This window comes from Oceanobacillus sp. B139/18 (genome assembly GCF_055524595.1).
This window is the reverse complement of sequence record NZ_JBVFXI010000002.1, coordinates 430563-456514: the sequence shown is the minus strand read 5'-3', so window position 1 is coordinate 456514 and position 25952 is coordinate 430563. Positions and strand designations below refer to the sequence as shown.

The 25952-nt window shown below is 39.2% G+C and carries 28 protein-coding genes; 18 read left to right on the top strand and 10 right to left on the bottom strand.

Annotation, left to right across the window (positions count from 1 at the left end):
• Positions 1 to 372: 372 nt before the first annotated feature.
• A complete protein-coding gene (locus ACZSMY_RS09605) occupies positions 373 to 1245 on the bottom strand; it encodes a LysR family transcriptional regulator (protein WP_212929585.1) in 873 nt (290 codons plus the stop codon).
• A 196-nt stretch (positions 1246 to 1441) separates the two neighbouring features.
• Here ACZSMY_RS09605 and ACZSMY_RS09600 point away from each other — a divergent pair, with 196 nt between their 5' ends.
• Together ACZSMY_RS09600 and ACZSMY_RS09595 are read left to right on the top strand one after the other, a co-directional pair.
• Positions 1442 to 2527: an NAD(P)H-dependent flavin oxidoreductase gene (locus tag ACZSMY_RS09600; RefSeq protein WP_193063213.1), complete on the top strand. Its 1086-nt coding sequence runs from the start codon at positions 1442 to 1444 to the stop codon at positions 2525 to 2527.
• A 217-nt stretch (positions 2528 to 2744) separates the two neighbouring features.
• On the top strand, positions 2745 to 3518 hold the full coding sequence (locus ACZSMY_RS09595; protein ID WP_465147700.1) for an SDR family NAD(P)-dependent oxidoreductase: 774 nt from the start codon (positions 2745 to 2747) through the stop codon (positions 3516 to 3518).
• A 151-nt stretch (positions 3519 to 3669) separates the two neighbouring features.
• Here ACZSMY_RS09595 and ACZSMY_RS09590 read toward each other — a convergent pair whose 3' ends face one another.
• The 3 genes from ACZSMY_RS09590 to ACZSMY_RS09580 all read right to left on the bottom strand — a co-directional run bounded on the left by ACZSMY_RS09590 (position 3670) and on the right by ACZSMY_RS09580 (position 6031).
• Positions 3670 to 4047, bottom strand: a complete 378-nt coding sequence (locus ACZSMY_RS09590; protein ID WP_193063165.1) for an FAS1-like dehydratase domain-containing protein — start codon at positions 4045 to 4047, stop codon at positions 3670 to 3672.
• A gap of 352 nt (positions 4048 to 4399) precedes the next feature.
• Positions 4400 to 5398, bottom strand: coding sequence for an anion permease (locus ACZSMY_RS09585; protein WP_465147699.1), 999 nt, complete (start codon positions 5396 to 5398; stop codon positions 4400 to 4402).
• Positions 5399 to 5413: 15 nt separating this feature from the next.
• Positions 5414 to 6031: a DUF47 domain-containing protein gene (locus tag ACZSMY_RS09580; protein WP_193063169.1), complete on the bottom strand. Its 618-nt coding sequence runs from the start codon at positions 6029 to 6031 to the stop codon at positions 5414 to 5416.
• 416 nt (positions 6032 to 6447) lie between these two features.
• Here ACZSMY_RS09580 and ACZSMY_RS09575 point away from each other — a divergent pair, with 416 nt between their 5' ends.
• Complete coding sequence (locus tag ACZSMY_RS09575; protein WP_465147698.1) at positions 6448 to 7314, top strand: aldo/keto reductase; 867 nt, start codon at positions 6448 to 6450, stop codon at positions 7312 to 7314.
• 157 nt (positions 7315 to 7471) lie between these two features.
• On the top strand, positions 7472 to 7828 hold the full coding sequence (locus ACZSMY_RS09570; protein WP_465147697.1) for an MmcQ/YjbR family DNA-binding protein: 357 nt from the start codon (positions 7472 to 7474) through the stop codon (positions 7826 to 7828).
• Between the two features lie 459 nt (positions 7829 to 8287).
• Here ACZSMY_RS09570 and ACZSMY_RS09565 read toward each other — a convergent pair whose 3' ends face one another.
• Entirely contained in the window at positions 8288 to 8728 is a 441-nt protein-coding gene (locus tag ACZSMY_RS09565; protein WP_368901839.1) for a cell wall hydrolase, read from the bottom strand.
• A 244-nt stretch (positions 8729 to 8972) separates the two neighbouring features.
• Between ACZSMY_RS09565 and ACZSMY_RS09560 the strand changes: the two genes are divergently transcribed.
• The 5 genes from ACZSMY_RS09560 (at position 8973) to ACZSMY_RS09540 (ending at position 14085) form a co-directional block, all read left to right on the top strand.
• Positions 8973 to 9821, top strand: a complete 849-nt coding sequence (locus tag ACZSMY_RS09560) for a helix-turn-helix transcriptional regulator (protein WP_368901850.1) — start codon at positions 8973 to 8975, stop codon at positions 9819 to 9821.
• Positions 9822 to 9929: 108 nt separating this feature from the next.
• The gene (locus ACZSMY_RS09555) at positions 9930 to 10517 is read left to right on the top strand and encodes a hypothetical protein (RefSeq protein WP_465147696.1); all 588 of its coding nucleotides are present in this window, start codon (positions 9930 to 9932) and stop codon (positions 10515 to 10517) included.
• Positions 10518 to 10638: 121 nt separating this feature from the next.
• Positions 10639 to 11613, top strand: coding sequence for a TAXI family TRAP transporter solute-binding subunit (locus ACZSMY_RS09550; protein ID WP_042532716.1), 975 nt, complete (start codon positions 10639 to 10641; stop codon positions 11611 to 11613).
• Positions 11603 to 12076, top strand: a complete 474-nt coding sequence (locus ACZSMY_RS09545; RefSeq protein ID WP_042536085.1) for a DUF1850 domain-containing protein — start codon at positions 11603 to 11605, stop codon at positions 12074 to 12076. Before ACZSMY_RS09550 ends, ACZSMY_RS09545 begins: the two co-directional genes overlap by 11 nt.
• 35 nt (positions 12077 to 12111) lie before the next feature.
• Positions 12112 to 14085 carry a TRAP transporter permease gene (locus ACZSMY_RS09540; RefSeq protein ID WP_465147768.1) on the top strand — a complete coding sequence of 658 codons (1974 nt, stop codon included), beginning with the start codon at positions 12112 to 12114 and terminating at the stop codon, positions 14083 to 14085.
• Between the two features lie 185 nt (positions 14086 to 14270).
• Here the strand turns inward: ACZSMY_RS09540 and ACZSMY_RS09535 are convergent, their stop codons facing one another.
• The 3 genes from ACZSMY_RS09535 to ACZSMY_RS09525 form a co-directional block, all read right to left on the bottom strand.
• Positions 14271 to 15431 carry a DUF418 domain-containing protein gene (locus ACZSMY_RS09535; protein WP_465147695.1) on the bottom strand — a complete coding sequence of 387 codons (1161 nt, stop codon included), beginning with the start codon at positions 15429 to 15431 and terminating at the stop codon, positions 14271 to 14273.
• Between the two features lie 20 nt (positions 15432 to 15451).
• Complete coding sequence (locus ACZSMY_RS09530; protein WP_042532720.1) at positions 15452 to 15916, bottom strand: hypothetical protein; 465 nt, start codon at positions 15914 to 15916, stop codon at positions 15452 to 15454.
• 355 nt (positions 15917 to 16271) lie between these two features.
• Complete coding sequence (locus tag ACZSMY_RS09525; protein WP_368901835.1) at positions 16272 to 16784, bottom strand: cupin domain-containing protein; 513 nt, start codon at positions 16782 to 16784, stop codon at positions 16272 to 16274.
• Between the two features lie 180 nt (positions 16785 to 16964).
• Between ACZSMY_RS09525 and ACZSMY_RS09520 the strand changes: the two genes are divergently transcribed.
• From ACZSMY_RS09520 to ACZSMY_RS09490, 7 genes are all read left to right on the top strand, one after another.
• Complete coding sequence (locus ACZSMY_RS09520) at positions 16965 to 17426, top strand: N-acetyltransferase family protein (RefSeq protein ID WP_368901834.1); 462 nt, start codon at positions 16965 to 16967, stop codon at positions 17424 to 17426.
• Between the two features lie 275 nt (positions 17427 to 17701).
• Complete coding sequence (locus tag ACZSMY_RS09515) at positions 17702 to 18331, top strand: DUF1232 domain-containing protein (RefSeq protein WP_332094228.1); 630 nt, start codon at positions 17702 to 17704, stop codon at positions 18329 to 18331.
• 24 nt (positions 18332 to 18355) lie between these two features.
• Positions 18356 to 19297, top strand: a complete 942-nt coding sequence (locus ACZSMY_RS09510) for an LCP family protein (RefSeq protein WP_332094227.1) — start codon at positions 18356 to 18358, stop codon at positions 19295 to 19297.
• Between the two features lie 149 nt (positions 19298 to 19446).
• Entirely contained in the window at positions 19447 to 20163 is a 717-nt protein-coding gene (locus ACZSMY_RS09505) for an FAD-dependent oxidoreductase (RefSeq protein WP_332094226.1), read from the top strand.
• 218 nt (positions 20164 to 20381) lie between these two features.
• Entirely contained in the window at positions 20382 to 21059 is a 678-nt protein-coding gene (locus ACZSMY_RS09500) for a hypothetical protein (RefSeq protein WP_455725585.1), read from the top strand.
• A 194-nt stretch (positions 21060 to 21253) separates the two neighbouring features.
• Positions 21254 to 21595, top strand: coding sequence for a PadR family transcriptional regulator (locus tag ACZSMY_RS09495; protein WP_042532730.1), 342 nt, complete (start codon positions 21254 to 21256; stop codon positions 21593 to 21595).
• Complete coding sequence (locus ACZSMY_RS09490; RefSeq protein WP_465147694.1) at positions 21579 to 22127, top strand: DUF2812 domain-containing protein; 549 nt, start codon at positions 21579 to 21581, stop codon at positions 22125 to 22127. Before ACZSMY_RS09495 ends, ACZSMY_RS09490 begins: the two co-directional genes overlap by 17 nt.
• Positions 22128 to 22714: 587 nt before the next feature.
• On the opposite strand, the gene ACZSMY_RS09485 is transcribed toward ACZSMY_RS09490, so the two are convergent.
• Positions 22715 to 22906 (bottom strand): DUF6366 family protein, encoded by a 192-nt coding sequence (locus tag ACZSMY_RS09485; RefSeq protein ID WP_256705959.1) that lies wholly within the window; start codon positions 22904 to 22906, stop codon positions 22715 to 22717.
• Positions 22907 to 23129: 223 nt separating this feature from the next.
• On the opposite strand from ACZSMY_RS09485, the gene ACZSMY_RS09480 reads away from it, so the two are divergent.
• Both ACZSMY_RS09480 and ACZSMY_RS09475 read left to right on the top strand, forming a co-directional pair.
• Positions 23130 to 25013, top strand: a complete 1884-nt coding sequence (locus tag ACZSMY_RS09480; RefSeq protein WP_332094223.1) for a heavy metal translocating P-type ATPase — start codon at positions 23130 to 23132, stop codon at positions 25011 to 25013.
• On the top strand, positions 25006 to 25137 hold the full coding sequence (locus tag ACZSMY_RS09475) for a hypothetical protein (RefSeq protein WP_332094222.1): 132 nt from the start codon (positions 25006 to 25008) through the stop codon (positions 25135 to 25137). Before ACZSMY_RS09480 ends, ACZSMY_RS09475 begins: the two co-directional genes overlap by 8 nt.
• 122 nt (positions 25138 to 25259) lie before the next feature.
• Here ACZSMY_RS09475 and ACZSMY_RS09470 read toward each other — a convergent pair whose 3' ends face one another.
• Positions 25260 to 25877: a TetR/AcrR family transcriptional regulator gene (locus ACZSMY_RS09470; protein WP_139089090.1), complete on the bottom strand. Its 618-nt coding sequence runs from the start codon at positions 25875 to 25877 to the stop codon at positions 25260 to 25262.
• Positions 25878 to 25952 lie beyond the last annotated feature (75 nt).

The following is a 25952-nucleotide window of genomic DNA, read 5'->3' as shown; positions in this document are numbered from 1 at the left end:
TGACATCATTTTGATGTACTCCAAACTGTTGTGCCTATAGGCGTCAAGGTATTTTTGGAACTGTTTCCTAATGTTTATCTCCCCCCATGTTAGAAGCAGGGGGGGGGGATTTATTTGTTCATTATCACACTTTTAGAAAAAAGTCATGATTTTAATGTCTTCTCTGATATTTCATTTCCTTGAAGATGCTCTTTAAGAAAGTATTTTCTCATAAAAATTAAAGTAAAAAACAGACGCTCATTTTAGGTGTCTATTTTTTAGAAATTATGGTTTTTGTACAAATTCCACTTGAGCACTGCCTGAAAACGTTGATTTTATAAGGTTTCTTCATGTTTTCTTATGTCAGCAGGCTCGTTGTCCGGTTTTTCTTATTTAAGACCTCACCTCCTCCTGAAATAGGTTGATAAAAGCCGTCAAAGATGCCGGAATATACCTGTCTTTTCTATAAATAAATATGGTTTTCACTTTTTCGTATGGATGAGGGATAGAGTGTTGTTTTAGGCTTCCCTCTTGTATATACTTGGAAACAACACTTAATGGAAGCAGGCTTAGGCCAAGTCCGGCCGATACACACCCAATAATTGCCTCCATTGTTCCGAGCTCCATAATTTTAGCAGGAATCAACCCCTCCTGATGCAGCCAATGTTCAAGCTTTTCCCGGTAAGCACACCCTGAACGGAAGACGAGTATGGTATCGGTTTGAATATCTTCGATGGAAGAGATATCCGGATGCTTCGTATCGGTTATCAGAACCATTTCCTCTTCGAATACTTCCTTTTGGATGAGAGCAGGGTGCTCAACAGGTGCGGCAATAAATGCACCGTCGATCTGATGCTGAAGCACACCCTGGATATTTTGTTCGGTAGGACCTGTTTTTAAGGTTAAATCCACTTTGGGAAAAGTCTGATGATACGTTGAAAGAAAAGGCGGTAAACGCACGGCCGCAGTTGTTTCCATTGACCCGATAATTAACGATCCGTCGGGTGTCTGGTCATCCTTCATCGCCGCTTCTGTCTCTTCTATCAGATGGAATATTTTTTCGCTGTATGCTAAAAGCAAGCTTCCTTTGTCCGTCAATGTCATCCCGCGATTATATCTATAAAAAAGGGGGCTTTGCAGGCTTTTCTCCAATTGCTGAATTTTCATGGTAATGTTTGATTGTGCATATTGGAGCTCTTTTGCAGCCTGTGAAATACTCCCCAGCCTCGCAACCGTACGAAAAATGTTTAATAAATGCAAATCCATATAAGTCCCTCCCCCGGTTTTCTTTGCTATCTAATGTATTGATATCCAATATCATAATTACGTATTATTCAATATACCAAAAAAATTGTATAATTTATATATCATTATTTAATCGAAAACCATATAGTCCACAATGAAATGCTGCATGATAAGAAGAATAGAGGCGTAAAGGAAAAGAATAGGGAGGCGGGAAATGATGCTACGTAATGAAATGACAAAATGTTTAAAGATAGCGTATCCGATTATACAGGCACCAATGGCTGGCGGGGTGACTACTTCAAAATTAGTAGCCGAGACTTCGAATGCAGGCGGTTTGGGGATGATTGGGGCAGGGTACATGGCTCCAACGCAAATACGGGATCAAATCAAGGAAATTCAGAAGCTGACATCCAAGCCGTTTGGAATTAATTTGTTTGTCCCTCAACCATTTGATGTTTCAGAAGATAGTATGAAAGCGGCGAATCAGGCTTTAACCACAATTCGTCAGCAATTACATTTACCTGATAAGGATAACTTTGGAATTGCTGATTATAATGAAGTTTTGGAAGCATTTAAAGAACAGATTCAGGTTGTCATCGAAGAACAGGTTCCTATTTGTTCCTTTACCTTTGGCATTCCATCCCAGGAAGTGATTGCAGAATTAAAACAACATAATATAACGCTGATGGGAACGGCTACAACGGTTATGGAGGCAGTTCAAAATGAAGCGGCAGGAATGGATATGGTCGTGGTCCAGGGAAGTGAAGCTGGAGGTCACCGAGGAGGGTTTCTTAATCAGGAACAGGAAAGCTCTGATTCTGTCGGTTTAATGTCCCTGCTACCACAAGTGACGGATGCGATAACGATACCTGTCGTTGCTGCTGGAGGAATCATGGATGGGAGAGGATTAGCAGCCTCGATGTGTTTAGGTGCACAGGGAGTGCAAATGGGGACGGCCTTCCTGACTTGTGTCGAAAGCGGAGCACATCCGGTCCACAAGGAAGCCGTTCTGAGCATTAGTGAGGATCAAACGGTCTACACCCGGTCATTTTCTGGTAAATGGGCGCGGGGAGTTAAAAATCATTTTATCTTAGAAATGCAAAATCATGAAGTATATTTGCCGGATTTTCCTGTTCAAAATACACTGACGCAGGATATTAGAAAAGCTGCCTCTGCAGAGAATAATCCAGATTTCATGTCTCTTTGGTCCGGGCAAAGTACCAGGTTAGCTAAGAGCCAAACGGTTGAAGCATTAATTGAAAATATGGTTGCAGAAGCTAAAAAATTAAATGTAAATATATAAAAATCGTGTTATTGATTTGTTTTTGTATGATGGGGTCAGCTGAATTATTAGGCTGTCCCTTTTTAATATGCAAGATATGTAAAGCAGGGGCTGTCGATACAATAATATTGCAGCCTTAATATCACTTGACTCAATAGAGGCAAAAATAGATTGCCTTATATATGACCTAGCTCCCCCATAATCCCCGTGTTTTACAGCGTCCATCCAAATGTGTAACATGATTAGGCAAAGGGGGAATAGGATAATGACAAACCAAATGAATCGTTTTGAAGGTAAAGTAGCATTGGTGACAGGGGGGTGTTCGGGAATCGGGCAAGCCATCGCGCGTCGCCTGCATGAAGAGGGGGCGACTGTCATCACTGCGCAGCGCGGCGAGGATAAGATGTTCGACTGGATTCCTGCTGATTTCTCCGATCCACAGACACCTGAGCGCGTTGTAGCGGAGGTCATTGACCGTGCTGGAAAGCTGGATGTTCTGATTAATAATGCTGGCATGATGATGGAAGCAGGAATTGAAGAAATGACCTTAGAGGACTGGCAGCGCAACATCGATTTGAATCTGACTGCACCGTTTCTATTGACTCGTGCCACTTTGCCTTATCTGCGCAAGACACAAGGCAGTATTGTCAATACCAGTTCGGTGGAGGGGCTGGCTGCAAATCCCGGGCATGCAGCCTATGCTGTCACAAAGTCGGGAATTTTAGGGTTAACTCGTTCCATAGCAGTTGATCATGGACATGAAGGAATACGTTGCAATGCTGTTGCGCCTGGATGGATTGACACCGATTTGAACATTAATCTTATCGAAAATTCACCAGATGCCGAAGCATTCAAACGCGATCTCGGAAAAATTCATCCTGTGGGACGGACCGGAAAACCGGAGGAGGTAGCAGCGCTGGTAGCATTTCTCGCTGCTGATGAAGCAGGCTTTATCACAGGACAGGTTTATACAGTAGATGGAGGCAGAACAACCAAGCTGAGTTTGCCTTAATTTTTTCTCTTTTGAAATATATTGTAATGAAGCGATTTTAAACACATTATTTTTACGATTTACTCCCCCTGTAGTAGTTTTCAGGCCTGCTTTAGGGGGAGGTATTCCTCTGCTCCTTTTTCATTTTCCCAATATAAAGATCTGACAAAATTTAAAGTATTATCCCGGAAAAGCTTCCTTTTAATACGTTTTTGCCATGTTGGTTTTTACATAAGAAGGTCGTATCAATTGTTTTTCGATTCTTTTTTGTTTCTTTATATTCTTCAATGAATACTTCACAAGTGATCGTGTCTCCGGTTAAGACAGGGCGTAGAAATTCAAAATTTGCATTACGGGCAAGCACGTTATTATCTCCGCCGATTTTGGTCGGCAGTGTGGCAGTCAACAGGCCTTGAATAACAAGCCTTCCTTGTTCATCAGGAGTTTGATGATGAATGCCTTCATCACCCGAAAGTGCTGTAAATAATTCAACATCCTTTAATGTAAAGGTTCGTTCAAATGTAATGGTGTCTCCAGCTTTTAATGACATGATTTCTATTCCTCCGGTTAGTTGTAAATAGTAATTATTTTAAAAATATATTTTTATTTTATAGTAGTTTACTTCTTTAAGCTATCCATCATGTGTGCTGATATGATATAACTCGCTATTCTTCCTGTCAGCTTATTTATGGCAGGACGTTTTTTAAAAACGACATAAGATGAATCCATTGAAACATGCATTCACCTTGTTGTTAATTAAAACATACCAACATCAACAATAAAAAAGGCCTTCCCTAATTAAGGAAAGACCAGATTATCTAAGTGTATAAAGACTTTCTGCTAAACCTACAGCAGAGATACCAAGCTTTTCATGATTTGTTGTAACAGCAGCTAAACCATTTTTAAATAAACAAATCTAAAATATAATAAATAGCCCCGCCAAGCACAGCGGTTATTGGCAATGTAATCACCCAGGTGACAACCATCCGTTTGGCTACTCCCCAATTAACTCCCTTCGGCCGATGCGAGGCTCCAACCCCGAGGATACCGGATGAAATAACATGGGTGGTACTTACAGGTAAATGAATGAGTGTTGCTCCAAAGATGACACCAGCACCAGTAAGGTCAGCTGCAACCCCATTTATCGGACGGATTTTCATAATTTTTCCGCCAACTGTTTTAATAATTCGCCATCCGCCGACAGAAGTTCCAAGCGCCATTGCTGTAGCACATGAAGCTTGTACCCAAAAGGGGATATCTGTCGTTGGATGCATGCCGCCGACAATTAATGCCATCGTAATAATCCCCATTGATTTTTGAGCGTCATTCGTACCATGGGCAAAGGATTGTACCGATGCTGTTAAAATTTGTACGAGCCGAAATCGTTTATTGGTTTTTGCTAAATTGCTGTTTTTAAAAATAACTTTAATAATACTGTATATAATATATCCGATGATAAAGGCAATCACTGGCGAGGAGAGCAGCCCTTCAAGAATCGAGAGAAATCCTTGAAAATGGATGGCATGAACTCCTGCAGATACAATAACTGCTCCCGTAATAGCTCCGATAATTGCGTGAGAGGAGCTGCTCGGGATTCCTGCATACCATGTCACCAGATTCCAGATGATTGCCGCAATCAAAGCAGCTAAAATAACGACTAACCCATTATCCAATTCAAATGGGTCCGTAATGCCGCTCGTAATCGTTTGAGCAACACCGGTAAAGGTTAATGCTCCGACAAAATTCATTACAGCGGCCAATATAATTGCTCTTCTGGGTGTCAAGGCTTTTGTTGATACCGATGTTGCAATGGCGTTTGCTGTATCATGAAACCCGTTTATAAAGTCGAAGAGAAGAGCAAAAATTACAATCAATACGATAATTACAGTAAGAAAATCCATTTTTTAACCACTCTTTTACGCGTTTTTCATGATGATACTTTGAAGTGTACTTGCTGCATTTTGACAGTAGTCAGCAATCTCTTCCAGAATCTCATAAATTTCTTTATACTGAATGACTTTAATAGCATCCTTTTCGGTTTGGAATAAGTTCCTTAAGGATTCACGGTATAACTCGTCGCAGTTACTTTCATATTCTTTGATCCGTATGGCATGCCCTTCTACATCTTTTAATTGATAGTTAGCAATCAATTCCATGGACGTCAAAATTTCTTCGGCGCATTTCAATATATAATTTGTAAATTGATCAATATAATCATCTGAAGATAAAATATGATAAATATCCATTCTGGAGGAGAACTCTTCAATCCCATCCATAATGTCATCCAGATTATTAACAAGCTGAAGAATATCCTCACGCTCAATCGGCGTAATAAAAGCCTGATTTAACTCTTTAATAATTTCATGAACCTTATCATCCGCGACGGATTCATGTTTTTTTATCGTATCGGAAAATTGTTTCAATGTCTCCGAGTCTTTTACCTTGAAATGAACAAAATAATCTGCCGTTTCATGTAAATGCTTTGCAAAATCAACGAGATAAAGGGAAAATTTATCTGGTTTTTTCTTGAACATATTTCTTAACCTCCATTAAACAAAAAGAAACTTCGTATCCTTGTTTCCCATATATTTTACCAGTGATTTATAGAAAATAAAAAATAACTGTCCGATTTTGTCCATTTTCGTCACGAAGTACATTATACACTTTCATTTGATATTTTGTAGCTTTCTGTTAAAGAATATCCAAATATTTTTCATAATTAATTTCCACAATTTTCTGCTATTATCCTTGGAGGATAGATGAGGAGAGGAAATAACAATGTATTTCTATTCCGGGAAGTGCTGAACGAAGGATATGTAAAGACAGGTTTTATCCAATTATAATAAAAAACGATTGACCTATAGTTAACTATAGGTACTATAATCATTTTCAAAGCGGGTAAGCTATAAAATAAAGTCTATTCGTTTTATAAATACGAGGAGATGTTCAAATGATTTTAAATGAAACGTATCAGCTGTCAAATAAGATTGAAATTCCTAAAATAGGTCTTGGAACGTGGTTTATTGATAATGATGATACCGCTCAGGCAGTGATAGAGGCTGTGAAACTTGGTTATCGCCATATTGATACGGCTCAGGCATATGGAAATGAAAGTGGCATCAGTCAAGGAATTATAAATTGTGGTGTGAATCGAGAAGATTTATTTATTACCACAAAACTTGCTGCAGAAGTAAAATCCTATGAAGAAGCTGTTTCATCGATTAACCAATCCCTGGAGAAGTTAAATCTTGATTATATTGACATGATGATTATCCATAGTCCGCAGCCATGGATGGAGTTTGACGGAGAAGAGCGTTTCTTTGAAGGGAATCGCGAAGCTTGGCGTGCTCTTGAAGAAGCATATGAAGCAGGAAAACTTCGTGCCATCGGGGTATCTAATTTTCAAAAAGAGGATTTGGATAATATTCTTTATCATTGCAATGTCAAACCAATGGTTAACCAGATTTTAGCCCATATCAGCAATACACCATTTGATTTGATTGCATATACGCAGGAACAAGGCATACTTGTCGAGGCATATTCACCAATTGCCCATGGAGAATTATTTAAAAATGAGGAAGTTGCAGCTATTGCTGAAAAATATGATGTTTCCATTCCGCAATTAAGTATCCGCTATACGTTACAGCTTGGCTTGCTGCCATTGCCTAAAACAGCTAACCCGGAGCATATGAAAAATAATGCCGATGTAGACTTTACCATTTCTGATGAGGATATGGAATTCTTGAAAAATGTCGAGCGCATTAAAGATTATGGGGATGCGAGTGACATGCCTGTGTTTGGCGGGAAATTGAAATAAAAGAATATAGCTCCTCACTTAAATAGCTTTTCTTATTCAAATCGTAAATTTATTGATAACGCTTATGCAGGTTTGATGTTACCCGGAAAAGGGAACAAATTATTGGATAAAGCAATCCATAAATAAGTAGATAAACCAGCGTATAGGGGGATTATCAATGTTAAAAAGAAAAGATATTTTTGAATATGTTAAAGAAAGATATGATGTAAAACCGGATTATCCCTGGGAAAAATCTCTAAATTTTGCAGCTTTAAGGCATAAAAATAATGAAAAATGGTTTGGCTTAATTATGGATATCACAGAAGATAAGTTAGGAATAAAAAACGATAGAAAAATTGATGTATTAAATGTAAAAGCCAGAAAAGAATTTATAGGTTCATTAAGAAAAAATGAAAATATATATCCTGCTTATCACATGGATAAAAATAATTGGGTCAGCATTGTTCTAGATTATACAAAGGATTTAGACGATATCCGAGATTTGATTGCAGAAAGCTATGAATTAACTACCTAAATAATACTTTTAGTCACTTTACAATTAATACACGACTAGAGTTGGTATTGGAGGATGTTTAAAAAGTCCGGTGAAAATGACACTTAAGAAAGAGAATCTTCTGCTAAGAACGCCCACACCATGCGGGCAACGTAGAAGTTACCGCCTCCTGTGGAAGTCCGTTGACTTGCTTTTTCGTTTCTCATTTACCATTTATGTATACTTTAGTATTCAAAGCTGCGTCACCTCGAAATTCTAGATCCTTTTTATCCTGCTTTTTGAATAGGTACTATTAAAAATTTTAATTCTTTAAAAAAGGGACTGTTGCACAATGAAGTAACCATTGTGCAACAGTCCCTTTTTCTCATACATCATAATTCATTTAATAGAGCCATTTTTCATTGGCTAGGTTCTAATAACCTGATTGTGAAAAATCATTTCTCTCATCTGCATTACAAAAGGTATCCAAAAGAAAACGCATCATCCCATATAAACACTGTCACAGGTTCCAGGCGCCGGTTCATAAAAGCAATGCTGCATAAATTGACCGGAAAAAGGCTGATCATACCATGTTGGAGGGCATGGGGCATACGGATTAAAGTACCAAAGAGCATACTTCGCCGGGTGTTCCCTCCAAAAATCCAGATTCTGTCTTGCTAATCTTTTTTCAAAATCTCTTGCTCTTTGATAAAACATATTTCCTTTTTGAACGGCTTCAAATGAATAATTTCCTCCTTGAACATGGAAAATGACATCGTCAACAGTTCGCAAGTCAACAAAATCACTGCAATCTGCTGCAACGCGATTCACAATGACATTTCCAACATACAGCATGCCTTGTTTTCCTTCGCCTTCCGCTTCTGCTCTCATCATCCTCGCCATTACGTCAACATCTGCTTCTCGGTAAGCTATTCTTCCCATTATCTCACCTCTAGATATAATATGAAGGAAAGGCTGCATTCATGACCATGTCAGCTATAATTTTGAAGTACATGAATACAGGTGGAAAAACATCTGCTATACGAGTGAAAGTAATTAGAAAGAAGGAAAACAAGCACACCGCAAAATATATCAAAAAGCAAATCGTGGATTTTGATATTCTATATTTAGATAAGGAGGGGAGCTTACGTTGAATAACTATGAATTCGTTGTAAAAAAATCCATTATGTATATCGAGGAGCATCTGCACGAGCCGCTTACAATAGAAGACATCGCGCGGCAATCCAATTTTTCGAAATTCCACTTCCACCGCATATTTCAAAAATCGGCAGGTATGACGATTACGGAGTATATTCGGATGCGCAGGCTGGCAAATGCCTCTGCTGCTTTACTCTACTCAAAGGAACGAATTTTGGATATTGCATTTTACTATCAATTTGAATCACAAGAATCCTTTACAAGAGCTTTTAAAAAAATATATAAGTTGCCCCCTGGCCAATATCGCAGGCTGATGTCTGATGTGATAAAAAACAAGGAGGAATCGTACATGGAAACAAAAATAAAGGGCTGGTTTTTGAGCGGGTCAGATCCGTTTAGTTATGAAATGGGTGTGGATCATGAAATTGTTCACCAAGGCAAAGCTTCTGGTTACTTAACATCCAAGACCGTACTCGATTCAACGCATTTCGCCACGATGATGCAGGCATTTAAAGCAGACCGTTTTATAGGAAAACGCATTCGGTTGTCGAGTTTTATCCGCACGAAAGATGTAGAAACCTACGCTGGGATGTGGATGCGGGTAGATGACACGACGGAGGATGTCGTTCAATTTGATAATATGAGTAATCGCCCTATTAAAGGGACGACAAACTGGAATCGTTATTCGATTGTGTTAGATGTACCGGAAAAAAGTGCGGTTATTTCGTTTGGCATCAATTTAGCCGGTCAGGGAACGGTATGGTCAGATCAATTTACATTTGAAGAAGTAGATGAAAATACGCCCACAACGAATCTGGAGATACAGGGTGAACTGCAGGACGAACCAGTAAATTTATCATTTGAAGAAGAAATATAATGGAAGCGCTGATTTCATTTAGCTTTCGTATAAGAGTTAGTAAGCAAACGGAATCTCAATATATCAAGGGAGGCTGCTTAGCTATAACAAAAGCGGGAGGTGAATCCAATGTTGGGTGAGCTCATAGAGGTTGCCAAATTCTTTCTCGAAATGTTTAAAGGGAACCTGCCAATGGTGCAATTATATGTCATAGCAGGAGGATTATTATTGGGGGTTATTTATGAACTTATATATGAAACCAAACATGAGAGACATAGCTTTTGGTATCTACTGATGGAACGTATTTTTCTGAACATAGCAGGGCTGTTATTTTATATGAGCTTCTATATATTTGGATTAAAAACGCTGCTAAATATATGGCATTCCTTGCTCGCGAATCATTCCATTGAGGCAGTGAGCTGGCTGGCGATAAGCTCTTATCTAAGTATTGTTTTATTGATTCCTTTGGGGATATATACCGTTAAGAGTAAAAACTTCATTTTTCAAGTGTTTGGGGTCAGTTCTTATTTCATTCTTAGTGGAGTGATTATTACATTGGCTCATACCATTTTTGCACCAAATATCGACTTACCGATCTTGTTAGTACTTTTGAATATACTTGTGAATGCAGCATTAACATTTTTTAGCATGAAATATGAATTGAATAAAAATAGACAAAAAAACATTCATAAATCAACAAAGGCGGCTTCCTCTTGATAGAGAGCCGTCTTTGTTTTTACATGACAAAAATAAATAGTCAATATACCTGAGAAAAGTTCTATTTTAAAAATGGGAGGATTATAAATGTAAGAGAGCAGGGGAAAAGGGGGAGAAAATGATGAAACATAAGAAGCTGGGGTTATTAATCTCATTTATTGTACTAGCTGGGCTGCTGCTTGCGGCTTGTGGAAGCAATGGAGATGATGAAGAAAGTGAGAGCGAGAGCTTGGACAGCAATATCGTAACGATTGCTACAGGCGGAGCGTCTGGTCCTTACAATATTATAGCGACTACCTTAGCGGATATTTACACGAATACGTACGATGTAAACTCAAGAACACAGACAACTGGAGCATCGGCTGAGAATTTAAACCTGATGGCAGAGGAAAAAGTGGAAATGGCTTTTGTGATGAGTGATGCGTTGAGTCAGGCGTTAAATGGGGAAGCGAGCTTCTCAGAACCCTTAGAGGGTATTTCCCAGATTGCGAATTTATATCCGAATGTGGTTCAGATTGTTGCCAGGGCAGATGCTGGGATTGAAACAATAGAAGATTTAGCTGGAAAACGCGTTGCTGTCGGTGATCAGGGATCGGGAGTAGAACTGAATGCCCGTGCGTTATTGGAGGGACACGACATTTCTTATGACGATTTGCAGGCAGATTACCTTGGCTATGCTGAGGCAGCGGATGGCTTATCTTCAGGGCGGATTGATGCGGCTTTTTTAACAAGCGGTTTGCCTAATGCTTCTTTATTAGAATTATCGGAAACGACGGATATTAATTTAGTAACCATCGATGCAGATAATATTACAGAAATCGCAGAGGAACATCCCTACTTTATAGACTTTGAAATTCCGGCTGGCACGTATGGTAACGAGGAGGCTGTTCCAACTGCAGCTGTACCCAATGCGCTGGTTGTGCGCAGTGATTTTAGCGAGGAGGATGTGTATAAATTAACGAAAACATTCTTTGAAAGCCTGGATACCTTAAGTAATTCCCATCAAGCAGCAGAGGATATTTCAATAGAAAATGCTCAGGAGGGGCTTATTGCGCCGTTACACCCGGGAGCTGAAAAATATTTTAATGAGCAATAAGAAAAAAAGAATTTGGATAGGGAGCTCGTTGCTTATCTTGCTCCTTTTTCCTCTTTTCTATCGTATTCCTGTCATCGAAGTAGCGGGAGAGGATACTTCTTTTTTTATCAAAGAGGAAGCGTTTGTTTTAGGATGGATTCATTCGATTGAAAAAGAGGAATGGTTTGAAAGATATCAGAGGAAAGATGAGAAAATCATTTTAAGCGATACGTTTTTTAAAACATTTGGTGCCGGAACTCCCTTTCAAGCCAAGAAAACAATGACAGAAAATGGATTTATTCAAATGGAGCTTGATATAGATTATGAGGATTTAAATGTAACTATTTCTGAATTTGTACAAACTACGCTGTTTATTGGCGATCGTGAAATACCTTTATACCACCATTTTGACCAATATGAAAATGTCATGATTACAACACGAAAATTACCTGTCTGGGAATACATAAGGGGTGATTATTTTTGAAAAATGATAAGCTGCACGCTGCCGCAGATTCTGAGATGTCACAGGACAAGGTAAAGAAGGTACTCGAAAAATATGATTTGGAATCCAATGTACGGAAATGGAACAATAAGTCGATTGTCTGGTTTTTCAGCATTCTGGCGATCAGCTATGCAATATTTCATTTGTATATTACATTTAACCCGCTCCCCACGCTCCTGCAGCGTAATTTTCATTTAATGTTTGGCTTAGGAATGGTCTTTCTGCTTTACCCAACATTTAAAGCCCAAGACCGCAGGAAAATTCCTTTTTACGATTGGATGCTTTTTGGATTAACAATCGCTTCCTGTATTTATTTGTTTACCGTCTATCAGGATATTGTAACGGTACGCGGCGGCGTTGCGAACACTGCCGATATTTTGATGGCGATACTGACAGTTGTTTTAGTGTTTGAAGCTGCACGGCGGGTTACCGGCTGGGTTTTACCTATATTGGCTCTGCTATTTCTAGCCTACCCTTTCTTTAGCCATCAGGATTGGCTGCCGAGAATGCTATTAACAAGGCCTTTTGATTTAGCGGATATTTTCGGGCAATTATACACAAAAACTGAAGGGCTATTTTCTACGGCAATCGGTGCGTCTGTGCAATTCATTTTCTTATTCATTTTGTTTGGCGCTTTTTTAGCGAAATCCGGAATGGGGAAATTTTTTAATGATTTGGCTCTGGCACTTGCTGGTCATAAGCAGGGCGGACCGGCAAAGGTAGCTGTTATTTCAAGTGCTTTTATGGGATCAGTCAACGGCTCAGCCGTTGGAAACGTTGTAAGCACTGGTGCCTTTACAATTCCTTTAATGAAACGAATAGGCTATGATAAAAATTTCGCAGGTGCTGTAGAAGCCAGCTCCTCGATTGGCGGCCAAATTTTACCTCCTATTATGGGAGCGAGCGCATTTATTATGGCAGAAACCACAGGAATATCATATGGAACAATCGCTCTTTCCGCAATTATCCCCGCATTTTTATTTTTTTTAAGCAGTATCATGCAGGTTCATTACCGCGCCGGACGTGCAAATCTAAGAGGCTTGCCGAAAGCGGATCTTCCTCAGGTAAAGAAGGTGTTGAAGGAAGGCTGGCATTTATTGATACCGCTCATCAGTTTGATTATGATGCTATTTGCTAATGTGCCTGTTTCTTATGCGGCCTTTTACACCATCATGATTACCGTTGTTGTATCCTGGTTTAGAAAACATACAAGAATGCATTTCAAAGATATTCTGCAGGCATTGGAAACCGGGACCAGACAAGCGTTATCGACAATCGTTGCCTGCGGGGTCGTCGGCATCGTTATCGGAGTAGTTAACTTAACTGGTTTTGGGGCCACATTATCTTCGACTATAACGAGTCTTGGTGCCGGTTCATTGATGTTCACGTTACTCCTGACGATGCTTGCGTCGATTGTTTTAGGGATGGGTCTGCCGTCCATTCCAGCCTATATTATTACGGCTACCATGGCTGCGCCTGCTTTGGCGGAGTTCGGTATTCCGGTTCTTATTGCACATTTGTTTGTATTCTATTTTGGTATCTTTGCCAACATCACGCCGCCCGTTGCGTTGGCTTCTTTTGCGGCATCCGGTCTGGCAGGCGGGAGCCCGATGAAAACAGGCTTTATATCGCTGAGGTTAGCCATAGCGGGATTCATCGTCCCATTCATATTTGTTTATGAACCGGCCATGCTTTTGATTGATCCATCGGGCTTGCCTGCGAATGCCACAGAGTTTCCTTTTGCAGCGATCCCTCAAATTATAATGGTTGCTGTAAGCTCTGCCATAGCAGTAGTAGCTATCAGCGCTGCCGTTGAAGGATTTATTCATACGAATCTAAATGTCTTAACCAGGCTGGTGCTTGGGATTAGTTCGTTGCTTTTGATCGTACCAGAGTTCATGACGGATATCATTGGATACCCCATTATTATTTTGATTTTTGTTTTAAACTATATTAAGAGTAAAAAAGAAACGCCGGCAGCTGTTTCTTAAGGAACAAATAAGATTAGAAGGAGTCGTGATGCAGTTCTTGCTGCTTGTGGAATATTAGAAAACTTGGTTGGCACCAAGCCTTTAGGTGACAACCATAGTTACACTTATGCAGTAAGAAAGTTTATACTTACTTAACTGCCAAAGAAAGAAGAAGGCTGGAGCAGAAACCTCTCTAGCCTTCTTCTTTAAGATCGCTGCTTATTATAAATTAAATACCGCAGATAATTTTCTAAAGGCCCGGCTATTTGACGACGTTCCATCCAATACGTAATCGACAGCGTAACCATCCACATCACGGTACCGATCAATAACGACGTGGTGACAGTTAAGGATGCCCCTAGATTAAAAGCAATGGGGGACAACAGGATCACTATTAAAACCTCGTGCAGCACGAAAAATGTTAAGGAACGTTTGCCCATTGCAGCAATTGCTTTTACGAGGCCGCCACGCTGTTTCATGCGGGCTCCTAACCATCCAAACAGTGCTGCATAACTTAAGCCGCCGGCAAAACCAGTGAGAATATGGATGCCATATACAATCCCGGCGGTGAAAAGACTTGGAAACCAAACATCGTTAATCAGCACAAGCGGGATGGCGCCGGCAAGTGAAATGGTAACCCCGATGACGCTTAATTGTTTTAACAGCTTAAGATGATGCTGCGGTTTAATTAATATATTTATATTCCCCAGCCACATTCCAATTAGGACGGAAGGGATAACAGGGAAGGTAATATGCGTAAATAATGGAATAATCGGGATAGAAACCAGACGCTCCAGTATCGTACCTGCATATGTTTCCTGACCAGTTAGCTCTACCGGTAATCCGTACGACTGGTTTTCTGTCAGGACACCACCCCAAAACAATGGAATGTATATGATACAGATAACCGTAGAGATAAGCACATATTTTTTAATCTTTTTGTTATCCTTTTTCAAGCAGGAGACTAACAAAAGACCTGCAATACCATAGGTCATCAAGATATCCTGACCGCCTGCAACCCCGGCGAGGATAGCGCCAAATAATATCAAATACCAGCAGCGTCTCTTAATCAATCGCTTTGCTTCTGCTGTACCTTTTCTTTCTGATTGCTTACGGTAAATCATGACGAGACCATAGCCGAACAGGATAGCAAATAATGGACGTGCCCGATTATCCACGGTGATTTCCATTAGAAAATTTAAGAAATGATCGAATGCTGTACTGCCGGAAACTTTGGTGATGACGCCTGGTTCGATGGTATATAAAAACAATGGGATATGTGAAAGGATTATCAGAAAAAGCATGAAGCCTCGTGCAAGATCCAAAGAAAGTGCACGCTTTGTTTGAGTTGTTTCTAAATCAGCCATGAATCCTCCTCCTCATTTCTTCAGCCTTTTTTATTCCTTAGCTTATTAATCATCCATATCACTCCAGCTATAAAAAGCACAGCTAATATAACAACATCAAATTTGCTTGGATAATTGTCAATAAACGTGCGGACCGGTTCAGGAAGCCTTCCTTGAAAGATTGCATCGACAGCTGTTCTGACTATCGTCAGCAGAAATATAATAAGCTGCAGTAAAAGCAAGATTGGCAGCAGACCAAAACCGCCAATAAACCATTTCCAAGCCAATGCTCCATTAAAAAAATAAATAATAGCAGCCAGTATAAATACCACACTTATAAGAGAAAAGATAATGAAACGAATCCATTGGGCGAATACCAAGGATTCTAAACTGTATAGGTGCATCACATAGGAAAATGAAAGTATCGATAAAATAATACTTAGCAACGGTATGATACGCTGGAACCAGCGGGGGAGATGATGAAATTCATCAGTTTTATTGTCCATTTTTAAACTCCTTTATTAAGTAATCAACATGTAATTTGGTTGATTGATTATATTTTTGGTTGTTTAATCAAAATTTATCATTTAGGACTTTCTTTGTCAAGTAAGCTATCAATCTATTAGCTGACAAAAAATCCTGCCTTCAAGAGGCAGCAGGATGGATTTCAGGGAATAGGCAGGTCAATTTAAGCGTATGTAGAAGAGAGGTTGCTGGCTTTATATTTTGTATTGGTTATCATCTTTTCATTAACAAAAAGAAACCATTTGATAAGGCTGTCATCAACATGGTTTCTTTGTGAGGGAAATATTCTGTATTTTATTCGTAGAATGCTTTTTAAAACACGATGAAGCATCTGCTTTATTCATCCGCCCAATATGAAAACAGGAGACCACGTTCGCCAAACAATGGATCGGTATCAGGTAATGGAACGTTCTTGATATTCGCCAAGTTTTCGGGGCGCTCTTCAGCCTTTCCATAACAAAAATCATAACTTTTCCCATTCGGATAGGCGCCAATTACAGCAAAATCTGTACTGCCTTCCAGCAGTTTGTGACCAACCCCGGCTGGAAGAATGGCTGTATCGCCTTGTTCAACCTGTATCTGTTCTCCCTGTTCCCCGCCAAGCTGAAGCTGAGCGGATCCGCTGACTACGGCAAGAACTTCATGTGTATTACTATGATAATGATGAAAAGAAGCAACACCTCCACGCCATGCGCCCAGCCAGTTATTTTTTGTTAAAATTGCTTTTACATCGTCCGTTGAATTTATTACATCTCTGTATAAAAGCAGCGGATAGGTCGGATTGTTTGGAATTGAGCCGTCATCTTTGAATTGCAAGGATTTTATCTCCACATCTTCCGGATATTTCATGATTCTTCCCCTCCTTCAAAAAGCTTTTGTTGCTTTCTTTCCCTGCAACGAAGAAATAAAACATGTGAATGTAAAATAATTTCTTCTATAATAATAGATACATGGAAAAGAAGAACAAGCTTGGTGGAAGGGTATTACAAATTAAAATGAGGAAGCTGCTGCATGAAAGGAGACAGTCAAATGCATTTTCGAAAAGCTCAAAAAGAAGACTTACCTGCCATCGTCCGCTTATTAGCTGACGATGAATTAGGTTCCGGACGTGAAAGGTATGAAGATCCTTTGCCTGAGGAATATGATCAAGCTTTTGATGCAATAGAGGCTCAAATCGGAAATCAGGTTATTTTAGCTTTGGAAGAAGAGAAGGTTATCGGCTGTATTCAATTGACCATTATTCCTGGATTAGCAAGATTAGGGATGAAGCGGGCGCAAATTGAGGGCGTGCGGGTGGATAAGAAGTATCGCGGAAAAAGGGTAGGGGAAGCTTTGTTTAAAGAAGCGATTGCTATCGCAAAAGCGGAAAAATGCGGGCTAGTGCAGCTGACAACAGATAAACAGCGCAATGATGCGCATCGTTTTTACGAAAGATTAGGTTTTTCTGCAAGCCATGAAGGAATGAAATTAATTTTTAAAATGGAAAAGTAATCAACACAGAGTAAAATAAGGTGCAATTCTGTTATAACAAGGATTGCACCTTATTTTTTATCGACGGCATAAATGTCTTCCCGAAGTTTAAAGGGCTGTAGTGTTTATTTGGTTGTTGACATTTTGTCAACGTTTGGATATATTGTTTAATAGATTATTAGCTTATCTGATTGGCGATATTTTAAACGATACAGCCGTCACTGATACTTTTGTAATTGTCTTAACTCAAGTGACTCTAACCATCAAACATCACTATAAATGAAGGGATAGCATATATGTCTGCAGATAATTTTGGTAATAAATTAAAAATGCTATTACATGCTAAATCAATGACGGTAAGAAAATGCAGTGAGCAGACCGGTATTGATAAAGGGACCATTTCACGTATTATCAATGGAAAACGAAAAGCAAACATCCAGCACTTAAAAAAGTTTGCTTCTTGTTTTGATATACCGCTTATAGAACTTCTGCACGCTGCCGGTTATTCCATACACGCTGATGAAGCGCGTGAGATTTCAGATATGCATACATCCATAGAAGAAATTCAGCAAATACTAAAGGCATCGGATCTTTACAATAATCATTTAAGTACAACTGCCGTTGAGCAGCAATTAGACAGGTATGAACAAAATGCCCAAACAGAGGAAGGAAAACAAATTATTCATAATCAGTTTAAGAAAAAGCTTGATGAAGTAGGCAGTATTGGTCCATTTATTAATCAACTCAAGGATTTTTATGCACAATTTGCACAAAATAAGGGGACTCCCTTTACTTTAGCTGTCATGGGAGGCGTACTATTATATTTTATTACACCGGTCGATGTAGTTCCTGATTATATTTTCCCTATTGGCTATATGGATGATGCTATCGCAGTACAAATTGCTTTAAAAAAACTTTCTAACTAAAAGAATATACAAGGAGCATTCAATATGAAAAGACGTGAAAGAAAATCTGGTAAGCGAAAATGGATACGGCGTGTCCTGCTGCTTGTTTTCGTCTGCCTCATTGCAGCAGGTGCCTATATCATTACGCAATATTATCAAGGATTATCCGAAGCAAGTGAAGGCAAATACAAGGATGATGGGACAACCTTTATTCCATTTGAAGGCTCAGAGCCGCAATTTGGAGAGATTAATGTTTTAATGTTAGGCAGTGATACTCGCGGGGAAGAGCGCGGGCTCTCGGATACAATTATGATTGCCAACTACAATCAGGATACGAACGATATCAAGCTTGCTTCCATTATGCGTGATACATACGTTGAGATTCCTGGACATGGCATGCAGAAGATTAATGCTGCTTTTGCAATTGATGGTCCGGAACTGCTTAGGCAAACGCTGAAGCAAAATTTTGATATCGATTTACATTACTATGCAGTTGTTGATTTTGAAGGCTTTTCCAAGCTCGCAGACATTATTGCTCCAGACGGTATTGAAGTGGATATCCCACACCAAATGTCAGAGGATATCGGAATGACGCTTGAACCAGGGAAACAAGTCTTACATGGAGAAGAACTGCTTGGTTATGTGCGCTTTCGGAAGGATGCAGATGGAGACTATGGAAGAGTGCAGCGGCAGCAGGAAATAATAGGCAAGCTGAAAGACGAAGCGGTAAGTATCCACGGTCTGATGAAATTGCCAAAGCTTTTAGGCGTTGCTGATCCATACATTGATACGAATGTAGATAGTAAAACCATTCTTACAATAGGAAAAGGACTGATTAGCGGCAGTGAACACCCGATGGAAACATTAAGAATTCCTGTAGATAATTCCTATCAAAACGTCCGGACCGACGTTGGAGCTGTGTTAGAAATCGATGTAGAACAAAATAAACAAGCTCTTGAAGAATTTTTATCAGCAGATAGGGAATAAAAATTTGTACTACTGATTTCTAAGCTTATATTCGCCAGCCTGTTTGTAAATAGAGAAATAAGGGTAAAATTACTATATGTCCATATGATAACTTACAATCAGCAACTTTCTGAGTAAGTGAATTACTCTATACAAAGGAGCGAATAGAAATGGCAGACAGCAGAATCAAATTAAAGAAAAAAGAATTGGTTGCAAAAGATACAATGGCTTTTCATTGGGAAATGCCAGATGGATTTGAATTTAAAGCAGGTCAGCTGACCCATATTAAATTGATTAATCCAAGCGAGATAGATGAGAAAGGAACGGAAAGAGCATTGTCATTCGTTTATGCACCGAGTGAAAAAGAATTAGTTACAACAACCCGGCTGAGAGATTCCGCTTTTAAACGAGAATTAAAAGACCTTCCCGAAGGCAGTGAAGTCGAATTTGACGGAGCAAACGGAAGCTTTACCCTGCATAAAACGGAATCAACGCCGGCAGTATTTCTCATTGGCGGTATCGGTATCACCCCGATTCGAAGCATGATCGCAGAGGCTACCAATCAGAAAACAGACCATGACCTTACATTGCTGTATTCGAATAAAACGCCGGAGGATGCACCGTTTTTATCTGATTTTGAAGATATGGAAAAAAGAAATCGTCATTTCACCTTTGTCCCAGTCATGACAAGGTCGGATGCGGATGAATGGAGCGGAGAAAGAGGGCATATCGATGCCGAGCTGCTTAAGCGGTATGTTTCCGATATTAATAAGCCGATATATTATTTATCCGGACCCGGCGATATGGTAGAAGCCATGCAGAAAATGCTTGTAGATGCCGGTGTCAATGAAGATAATATCCGGTCTGAGGAGTTTGCAGGGTACTAAAAGGTTATATTCTAGAATGAATTTCTTTGAAATAATAAAGAGAAAACACCCCTGAAATTAGATTTTTAATCTGTTTTCAGGGGTGTTTCATGTGATTTCCAAAGTAACGATAGGATAAATGAAGGAAGGCTGGGCTTATTATAACGATGATGAATTGATTAGAAAAACCTATTGCCAGCTAACGCGAAGTCTGTATATGATAATAGCAACTTCTCTCTATGAGAAAAATGAAGGAGCAGATGATGATTACAGATGAAATTCTTTCTACGCTATTTGTAGTTGGCGGCTTTTTGGTTCTTTTACTTATTGTTTATGTTTTTAGCAAAATACCTGGTTCCGGCCTTATCTTTCGTTTTATTCGCAGACTTTTTCTGATTCTGTGGAGTATTGTTATTTTAGGCCTGACTTTCTTTATGTTCTTTATGGTCGGCTATATGGTGATTGTGTTCTTTACGTTTAATGGAAGCGAAGAGGGAATCTTATACCAAGGAGAGCCGATAAACTTTTTGATTGGTGATAATGCGAGAGACGCAGCATTTTTTACGATGCTTTATGCTGGCTTTTGCCTGGTGGCTGTATATATTATTTCGTTTATTTTGGCGATGGGGCGGAAGGTTACGCGTGTCAGCAGAAGGTTCCATGCTGAAATTATTTTAGTTGCTATGATTGGTTTGGTGTTTACTGTATTTCCTGTTGTGGTTGAGTCGGTTTTACCAGATTTTGAAGTGGGGCGTTATGGGAGATATGCACTTGGTGTTCTGCCGCTGATGATGTATATCCAGGCACAAATGAAAAAATCCAGAGAACGCCGGGGGAATGGACGCTACCCTTCTCGTAAGGAGCGGTTCTATCGCGATTTGAATGAGAAGCAGTCCAATCGAGCTGGGAAATTCTAAGGTGTTTTTATACAACTTCTCAAAAAATAATATGTTTGGAACGGAAAATCCTCGTTTGGTAGGTTTGTCGCATTGATGAACCTTTCAAACGAGGTTTTTTATATCGTTGACAGTTATATCGGGTTACGATATACTGAATTATATCGTCAGTCGATATAACGTGAACAAATATAAAAAGATGAGGAGATAATAAGATGCAGAATGAGCAGATAGCTTTAACAGAAGCGGTTTATTACACGCTGCTTTCTCTATATAAGCCGCTTCATGGTTACGGGATTATGCAAAAAGTAGAAATGATGTCAGCGGGAAGAGTGACTCTCGCAGCGGGTACGCTATATGGTGCTTTGAATAACCTGTTAGACAAGGGCTGGATTGAGGCTCTTCCTAAAAATGTTAATAATCGAAAAAAAGAGTATCTCATTACCGCCCAAGGGAAGAAAATGGTGGAGATGGAACTGTTAAGATTGCAAGAGCTGATTAATAACGGAAAGAAAATAGTAGAAATGGAGGAAAAGGACAATGGAGAAAAAAGTTAAAAAGCTTTTCACTGTCTGGAAATTTGCCGAAGAAGAGCAATGGTTAAATGAAATGGCTTCAGATGGTTGGGAGTTGGTAAAAGTAAGTGTACCTAATTATCGTTTTATAAAAAGCACTCCCAATAAATACATTTATCGATTGGAATTACTCGATCCAAAATTAACGAAAAAAGAACGCAAAGATTACATTGATTTTATGGAAGAAACCGGAGCGGAGAAAATTGGAGAATTTTCTAACTGGATTTATTTTCGTAAAAACGCTGAACTAGGAGAATTTAATATCTTTTCTGATTTGGATTCAAGGATTGTACACTTAAAGAGGATGTTTCAGCGTCTTCTTGCTGGATTTATTTCGATTATAACGATTTTAATTTTTTCAACTGTGTTGATGATAAATAATTCTACTCCTTATATTGTATCAATGGTTACAACGGTTATATTCGTTTTAATTCTATGCTTGTTCTTATATGGATTGATCCAAATAAATAAACGAAAAAAAGAACTGGCAGAAGAGCGACAATTTAGAGAATGAAAATAGGATTGATTTAAACCGTCTATTTGTCAGGGATTATTGTCTTTTTATTAGTAGGAAAAAGTGATAAATCAATGACTTTATGTTCTTATAAAAAGTGCCTGAGAGTTTGACTTAGGCACTTTTTTAAACGCTTATAACTTAAATCGCTGCAAATTATAAACTCAACTTCCGCACATTAAAAAGTAACTTCATTTCTATAGAAACAGGGGGGGGATCGTTCCTTCGATAACCCCTTGACAAAGAATAAAAGGTGAAGTGTAAAGCACCGCTGAGGCGGACCATTTTGCTTTCCGACGTACAGGACGTACTAGTGCAGACGTTGCAACAAATGTTTTCGATGGGGTTGCGATTACTCACCCCATCGAAAACATTTGTACGTCGGAAAGCGGCGTGGTTGGCCGGAGCGGAGCTAAGCACCATCACCAATTCCAAAAAGGCCGGATATTTCACCAAAATGCAAGCATGGTAATGGAGAACATGTTCACCCTGAAATAGCAAAATATATTTGCTTATTCTTAGGTGCGAAAGTTGAGTTATAAATAATAACAACTAACTTCTAAAGCCATGCAACTTAAATCCGCTGTCTACTTTACAAATAGTAATACAATAACACCGGCAATAATTAGAAGCAGAATTAAAATACCTGTACCTTTCCATCCTAACCCGCCAACTAAATCGGACAGGCCTCCACCATGAATACTGCTTGATGATTTTTTTAATTCCTCTTGCCGGAGTCTTTCTCTGGTTTCTTCGGGAGTTTCTTTGTCATTACGCATAAACGAACCCCACCTTTGATAATATTTCCTCTAACCATTGAAATAAGTCTCTTATCTGTGACTATAGCATATCCTAAATAAAATTTGTCACCATTTCTACAAACAATCCAATGAAAAGTATGATATACTATTTATAATAATTATAATCTAATATTAATTATAAATAAATGAAAATGATAATCAATATCAGAGATTTGTATGGTGTTAAAAGGGGGAGTGTAAAATGACGGGAACAAATAGCAGTGGTACTTTCTTATTGTATCTCAAAATACATGGAGAAATCATTGCCGCAGCAATAAGCGGAATACTTATTTTGACTGCCTGGATATTATCCGGCCATATTAGTCACGCCTTATGGATTACTTTATTGATTGCTGCTTTTTTAATTGGCGGTTTTGCAAAAGCGAAGGAAGGAATCACAGAGACATATAAAACCAAAAAATTAAATGTAGAGCTGCTGATGATTATTGCAGCTATTGGAGCAGCTTCCATCGGCTACTGGGCAGAAGGAGCTATCTTGATTTTCATCTTTTCTTTATCCGGTGCTTTGGAAAGCTATACGGAAAATAAAAATAAGAATGAATTGAAAAGCCTGATGAAGCTGCAGCCGGAAACTGCTACCCTGCTAAATGGTGAGGTAATAAGCATTAGTGAATTAAAACCGGGTGATTGCATTACTGTAAAATCAGGGGAGAGAATCCCGGCAGATGGAATTATTGTCAAAGGAGATACAACCGTAGATGAGAGTGCATTATCCGGAGAATCGATTCCTATTACTAAAACAGTAAGCGATGAGGCCTATGCTGGCACAGTTAATCTTGGCAGCAGTCTGCAAATTGAAATAAATACGTTACCGACAGAGACCATGTTTCAAAAAATTATCGAGCTGGTTCAAGATGCGCATGAAGAACGATCTCCCTCTCAGCAATTTATTGAGAAATTTGAAGGGGTATATGTCAACGTTGTATTGGTTACTGTTGCTGTGATGATGTTTCTTCCACATTTTTTATTTGGCTGGTCCTGGACTGATACCATCTACCGCGCCATGATTCTATTGGTTGTCGCTTCGCCATGTGCGTTAGTTGCTTCGATTATGCCGGCGACTTTATCCGCAATTTCCAATGGAGCACATCAGGGGATTCTGTTCAAAGGTGGTGTGTATGTAGAAGCTTTAGCTAAATTAGATGCGGTTGCTTTTGATAAGACAGGGACGTTGACCAAAGGAGAACCTGCCGTCGTTGATTATTTTATAAAGCAAGGAGAGAATAGCGAATCCTTGGCAAATGTTATTTATACGATGGAAAGTGAATCCATTCATCCGCTGGCTCAGGCTATGAAACAATGGGCGAGCGTATCCCGGGGAGGGCTAAGAGAGTTATCTGCAGCTGTCAAGCACCATAACGGAAAAGGGCTGTCAGCTGAATTGGATGGAGTGTCTTGGTGGATTGGTAATGCAGAATTGGTTGGAAAGCAGGACGCAGATCAGTTCCTGCAAGTCTTTACTCCACAAGAACAAGCGACGACCAATATATTTGTGCGAAAAGATGCGGAGATTATTGCTGTATTTTTGCTGAAGGATACCCTCCGGCAAGATGCTGTTGAAGCAATACAAGAGCTGGATAAGCTTGGTTTAAGAACGATTATGCTGACAGGTGATAATCAAGCAACTGCAGCAAGCATTGCTCAGGAAGCTGGAATTACAGAATTCCATGCCAATTGCCTGCCGGAGGATAAAGTAAATTATTTAAAGCAGCTGAGAGCGCACAACCAGCAGACAGCAATGATTGGCGATGGTGTAAATGATGCGCCGGCCCTGGCGACAGCTAACATTGGTGTGGCGATGGGCGCAGGAAGCGATATTGCTTTGGAGACAGCAAACGTTGTGCTGATGAAAAATAATTTAGCAAAAATGGTTAATGCGATTCGGATTTCGAAAAAAATGAATGCCATTGTAAAACAGAATATTATCTTTTCTCTTGCTGTCATAGCTATTCTGATTGCCAGCAATTTTCTGCAGATTATCAATATGCCGCTGGGTGTGATTGGGCATGAGGGAAGTACGATTCTTGTTATTCTTAATGGGCTGCGGATGTTAAAGGGTGAATAAAAAGTCAGCGGATACCGTCGTTCACATGCCAAATGAAGATAGCTCTGATTCACCATCATCTCATACACAATCAAGAGAGCCGATTGATGAAGAGTTGATGTTCTTTGATAAAGCAAAACAATAATGCGGAATTAACCGTATAGAAGCTTTTCCTGTCTTATTTCAGAAGGGAAAGCTTCTTTTCTATGCTGCAGCGGCTTTACGCTTCATATCCTGTTCAGCCTTCATTCATTATTTTATCCTGCGTTACTTTTTATTATTAAATATATCGCTGAGCACCTTCTCAAATCCAATTTCCGAGATTTCGTCAAACATCCCATCTACTTCCTCTTTGGATATATTCATGTTATTTTCATTCCAAAGCATCCACGTATGAATGATTCCTGAAAGCAAAAATTCAATGATATATTCCAATTTGATTTGATCTTTTTCATTTAAATCTTTTACTTGCTCCATTACTTTCGTTCGAGCTTCTTTTTTATATTCGTATAAATAATCTGGATCTCCATTTGGTCCAAGCAGCACCATAATCCGTTCATTCATTTTTTCGTTCAATTCGTCGTCATAGGATTGTTCTACTTCAAAGCGGGCTCGTTCTTTCTCTTCCTTTGTAATACTGCCCAGATCATGGTCTTGAAACCACTGTAAAACAGCTGAGATTAATTCTTCTGATGGTACAAGGCCTTGTTTGATTTCATTCAGTATATCGTATACGTCCGTATAATAATTATAAAAGGTTCCTCTGTTATATCCTGCGCGGTCTGTTATTTCCTTAATCGAAATTTTATTGATAGGTTTCTCTTTATAAATATCCCAAAATGCTTCCTGCAAATTAAATTTTGTCTGTTCTTTGACACCCATCATGAATCCCTCCTTTTTTCAACAAATGGACCCTAATTGTTCATTGTTTAATGATACGTATCTCCTTACAATAAATAA

Bases quoted from the DNA above. Each gene is read 5' to 3' on its own strand.
- ACZSMY_RS09605 (WP_212929585.1), bottom strand. From the start codon at position 1,245: ATGGATTTGCATTTATTAAACATTTTTCGTACGGTTGCGAGGCTGGGG.
- ACZSMY_RS09600 (WP_193063213.1), top strand. From the start codon at position 1,442: ATGCTACGTAATGAAATGACAAAATGTTTAAAGATAGCGTATCCGATT.
- ACZSMY_RS09595 (WP_465147700.1), top strand. From the start codon at position 2,745: ATGATTAGGCAAAGGGGGAATAGGATAATGACAAACCAAATGAATCGT.
- ACZSMY_RS09590 (WP_193063165.1), bottom strand. From the start codon at position 4,047: ATGTCATTAAAAGCTGGAGACACCATTACATTTGAACGAACCTTTACA.
- ACZSMY_RS09585 (WP_465147699.1), bottom strand. From the start codon at position 5,398: ATGGATTTTCTTACTGTAATTATCGTATTGATTGTAATTTTTGCTCTT.
- ACZSMY_RS09580 (WP_193063169.1), bottom strand. From the start codon at position 6,031: ATGTTCAAGAAAAAACCAGATAAATTTTCCCTTTATCTCGTTGATTTT.
- ACZSMY_RS09575 (WP_465147698.1), top strand. From the start codon at position 6,448: ATGATTTTAAATGAAACGTATCAGCTGTCAAATAAGATTGAAATTCCT.
- ACZSMY_RS09570 (WP_465147697.1), top strand. From the start codon at position 7,472: ATGTTAAAAAGAAAAGATATTTTTGAATATGTTAAAGAAAGATATGAT.
- ACZSMY_RS09565 (WP_368901839.1), bottom strand. From the start codon at position 8,728: ATGGGAAGAATAGCTTACCGAGAAGCAGATGTTGACGTAATGGCGAGG.
- ACZSMY_RS09560 (WP_368901850.1), top strand. From the start codon at position 8,973: ATGTATATCGAGGAGCATCTGCACGAGCCGCTTACAATAGAAGACATC.
- ACZSMY_RS09555 (WP_465147696.1), top strand. From the start codon at position 9,930: ATGTTGGGTGAGCTCATAGAGGTTGCCAAATTCTTTCTCGAAATGTTT.
- ACZSMY_RS09550 (WP_042532716.1), top strand. From the start codon at position 10,639: ATGAAACATAAGAAGCTGGGGTTATTAATCTCATTTATTGTACTAGCT.
- ACZSMY_RS09545 (WP_042536085.1), top strand. From the start codon at position 11,603: ATGAGCAATAAGAAAAAAAGAATTTGGATAGGGAGCTCGTTGCTTATC.
- ACZSMY_RS09540 (WP_465147768.1), top strand. From the start codon at position 12,112: ATGTCACAGGACAAGGTAAAGAAGGTACTCGAAAAATATGATTTGGAA.
- ACZSMY_RS09535 (WP_465147695.1), bottom strand. From the start codon at position 15,431: ATGGCTGATTTAGAAACAACTCAAACAAAGCGTGCACTTTCTTTGGAT.
- ACZSMY_RS09530 (WP_042532720.1), bottom strand. From the start codon at position 15,916: ATGGACAATAAAACTGATGAATTTCATCATCTCCCCCGCTGGTTCCAG.
- ACZSMY_RS09525 (WP_368901835.1), bottom strand. From the start codon at position 16,784: ATGAAATATCCGGAAGATGTGGAGATAAAATCCTTGCAATTCAAAGAT.
- ACZSMY_RS09520 (WP_368901834.1), top strand. From the start codon at position 16,965: ATGCATTTTCGAAAAGCTCAAAAAGAAGACTTACCTGCCATCGTCCGC.
- ACZSMY_RS09515 (WP_332094228.1), top strand. From the start codon at position 17,702: ATGTCTGCAGATAATTTTGGTAATAAATTAAAAATGCTATTACATGCT.
- ACZSMY_RS09510 (WP_332094227.1), top strand. From the start codon at position 18,356: ATGAAAAGACGTGAAAGAAAATCTGGTAAGCGAAAATGGATACGGCGT.
- ACZSMY_RS09505 (WP_332094226.1), top strand. From the start codon at position 19,447: ATGGCAGACAGCAGAATCAAATTAAAGAAAAAAGAATTGGTTGCAAAA.
- ACZSMY_RS09500 (WP_455725585.1), top strand. From the start codon at position 20,382: ATGAGAAAAATGAAGGAGCAGATGATGATTACAGATGAAATTCTTTCT.
- ACZSMY_RS09495 (WP_042532730.1), top strand. From the start codon at position 21,254: ATGCAGAATGAGCAGATAGCTTTAACAGAAGCGGTTTATTACACGCTG.
- ACZSMY_RS09490 (WP_465147694.1), top strand. From the start codon at position 21,579: ATGGAGAAAAAAGTTAAAAAGCTTTTCACTGTCTGGAAATTTGCCGAA.
- ACZSMY_RS09485 (WP_256705959.1), bottom strand. From the start codon at position 22,906: ATGCGTAATGACAAAGAAACTCCCGAAGAAACCAGAGAAAGACTCCGG.
- ACZSMY_RS09480 (WP_332094223.1), top strand. From the start codon at position 23,130: ATGACGGGAACAAATAGCAGTGGTACTTTCTTATTGTATCTCAAAATA.
- ACZSMY_RS09470 (WP_139089090.1), bottom strand. From the start codon at position 25,877: ATGATGGGTGTCAAAGAACAGACAAAATTTAATTTGCAGGAAGCATTT.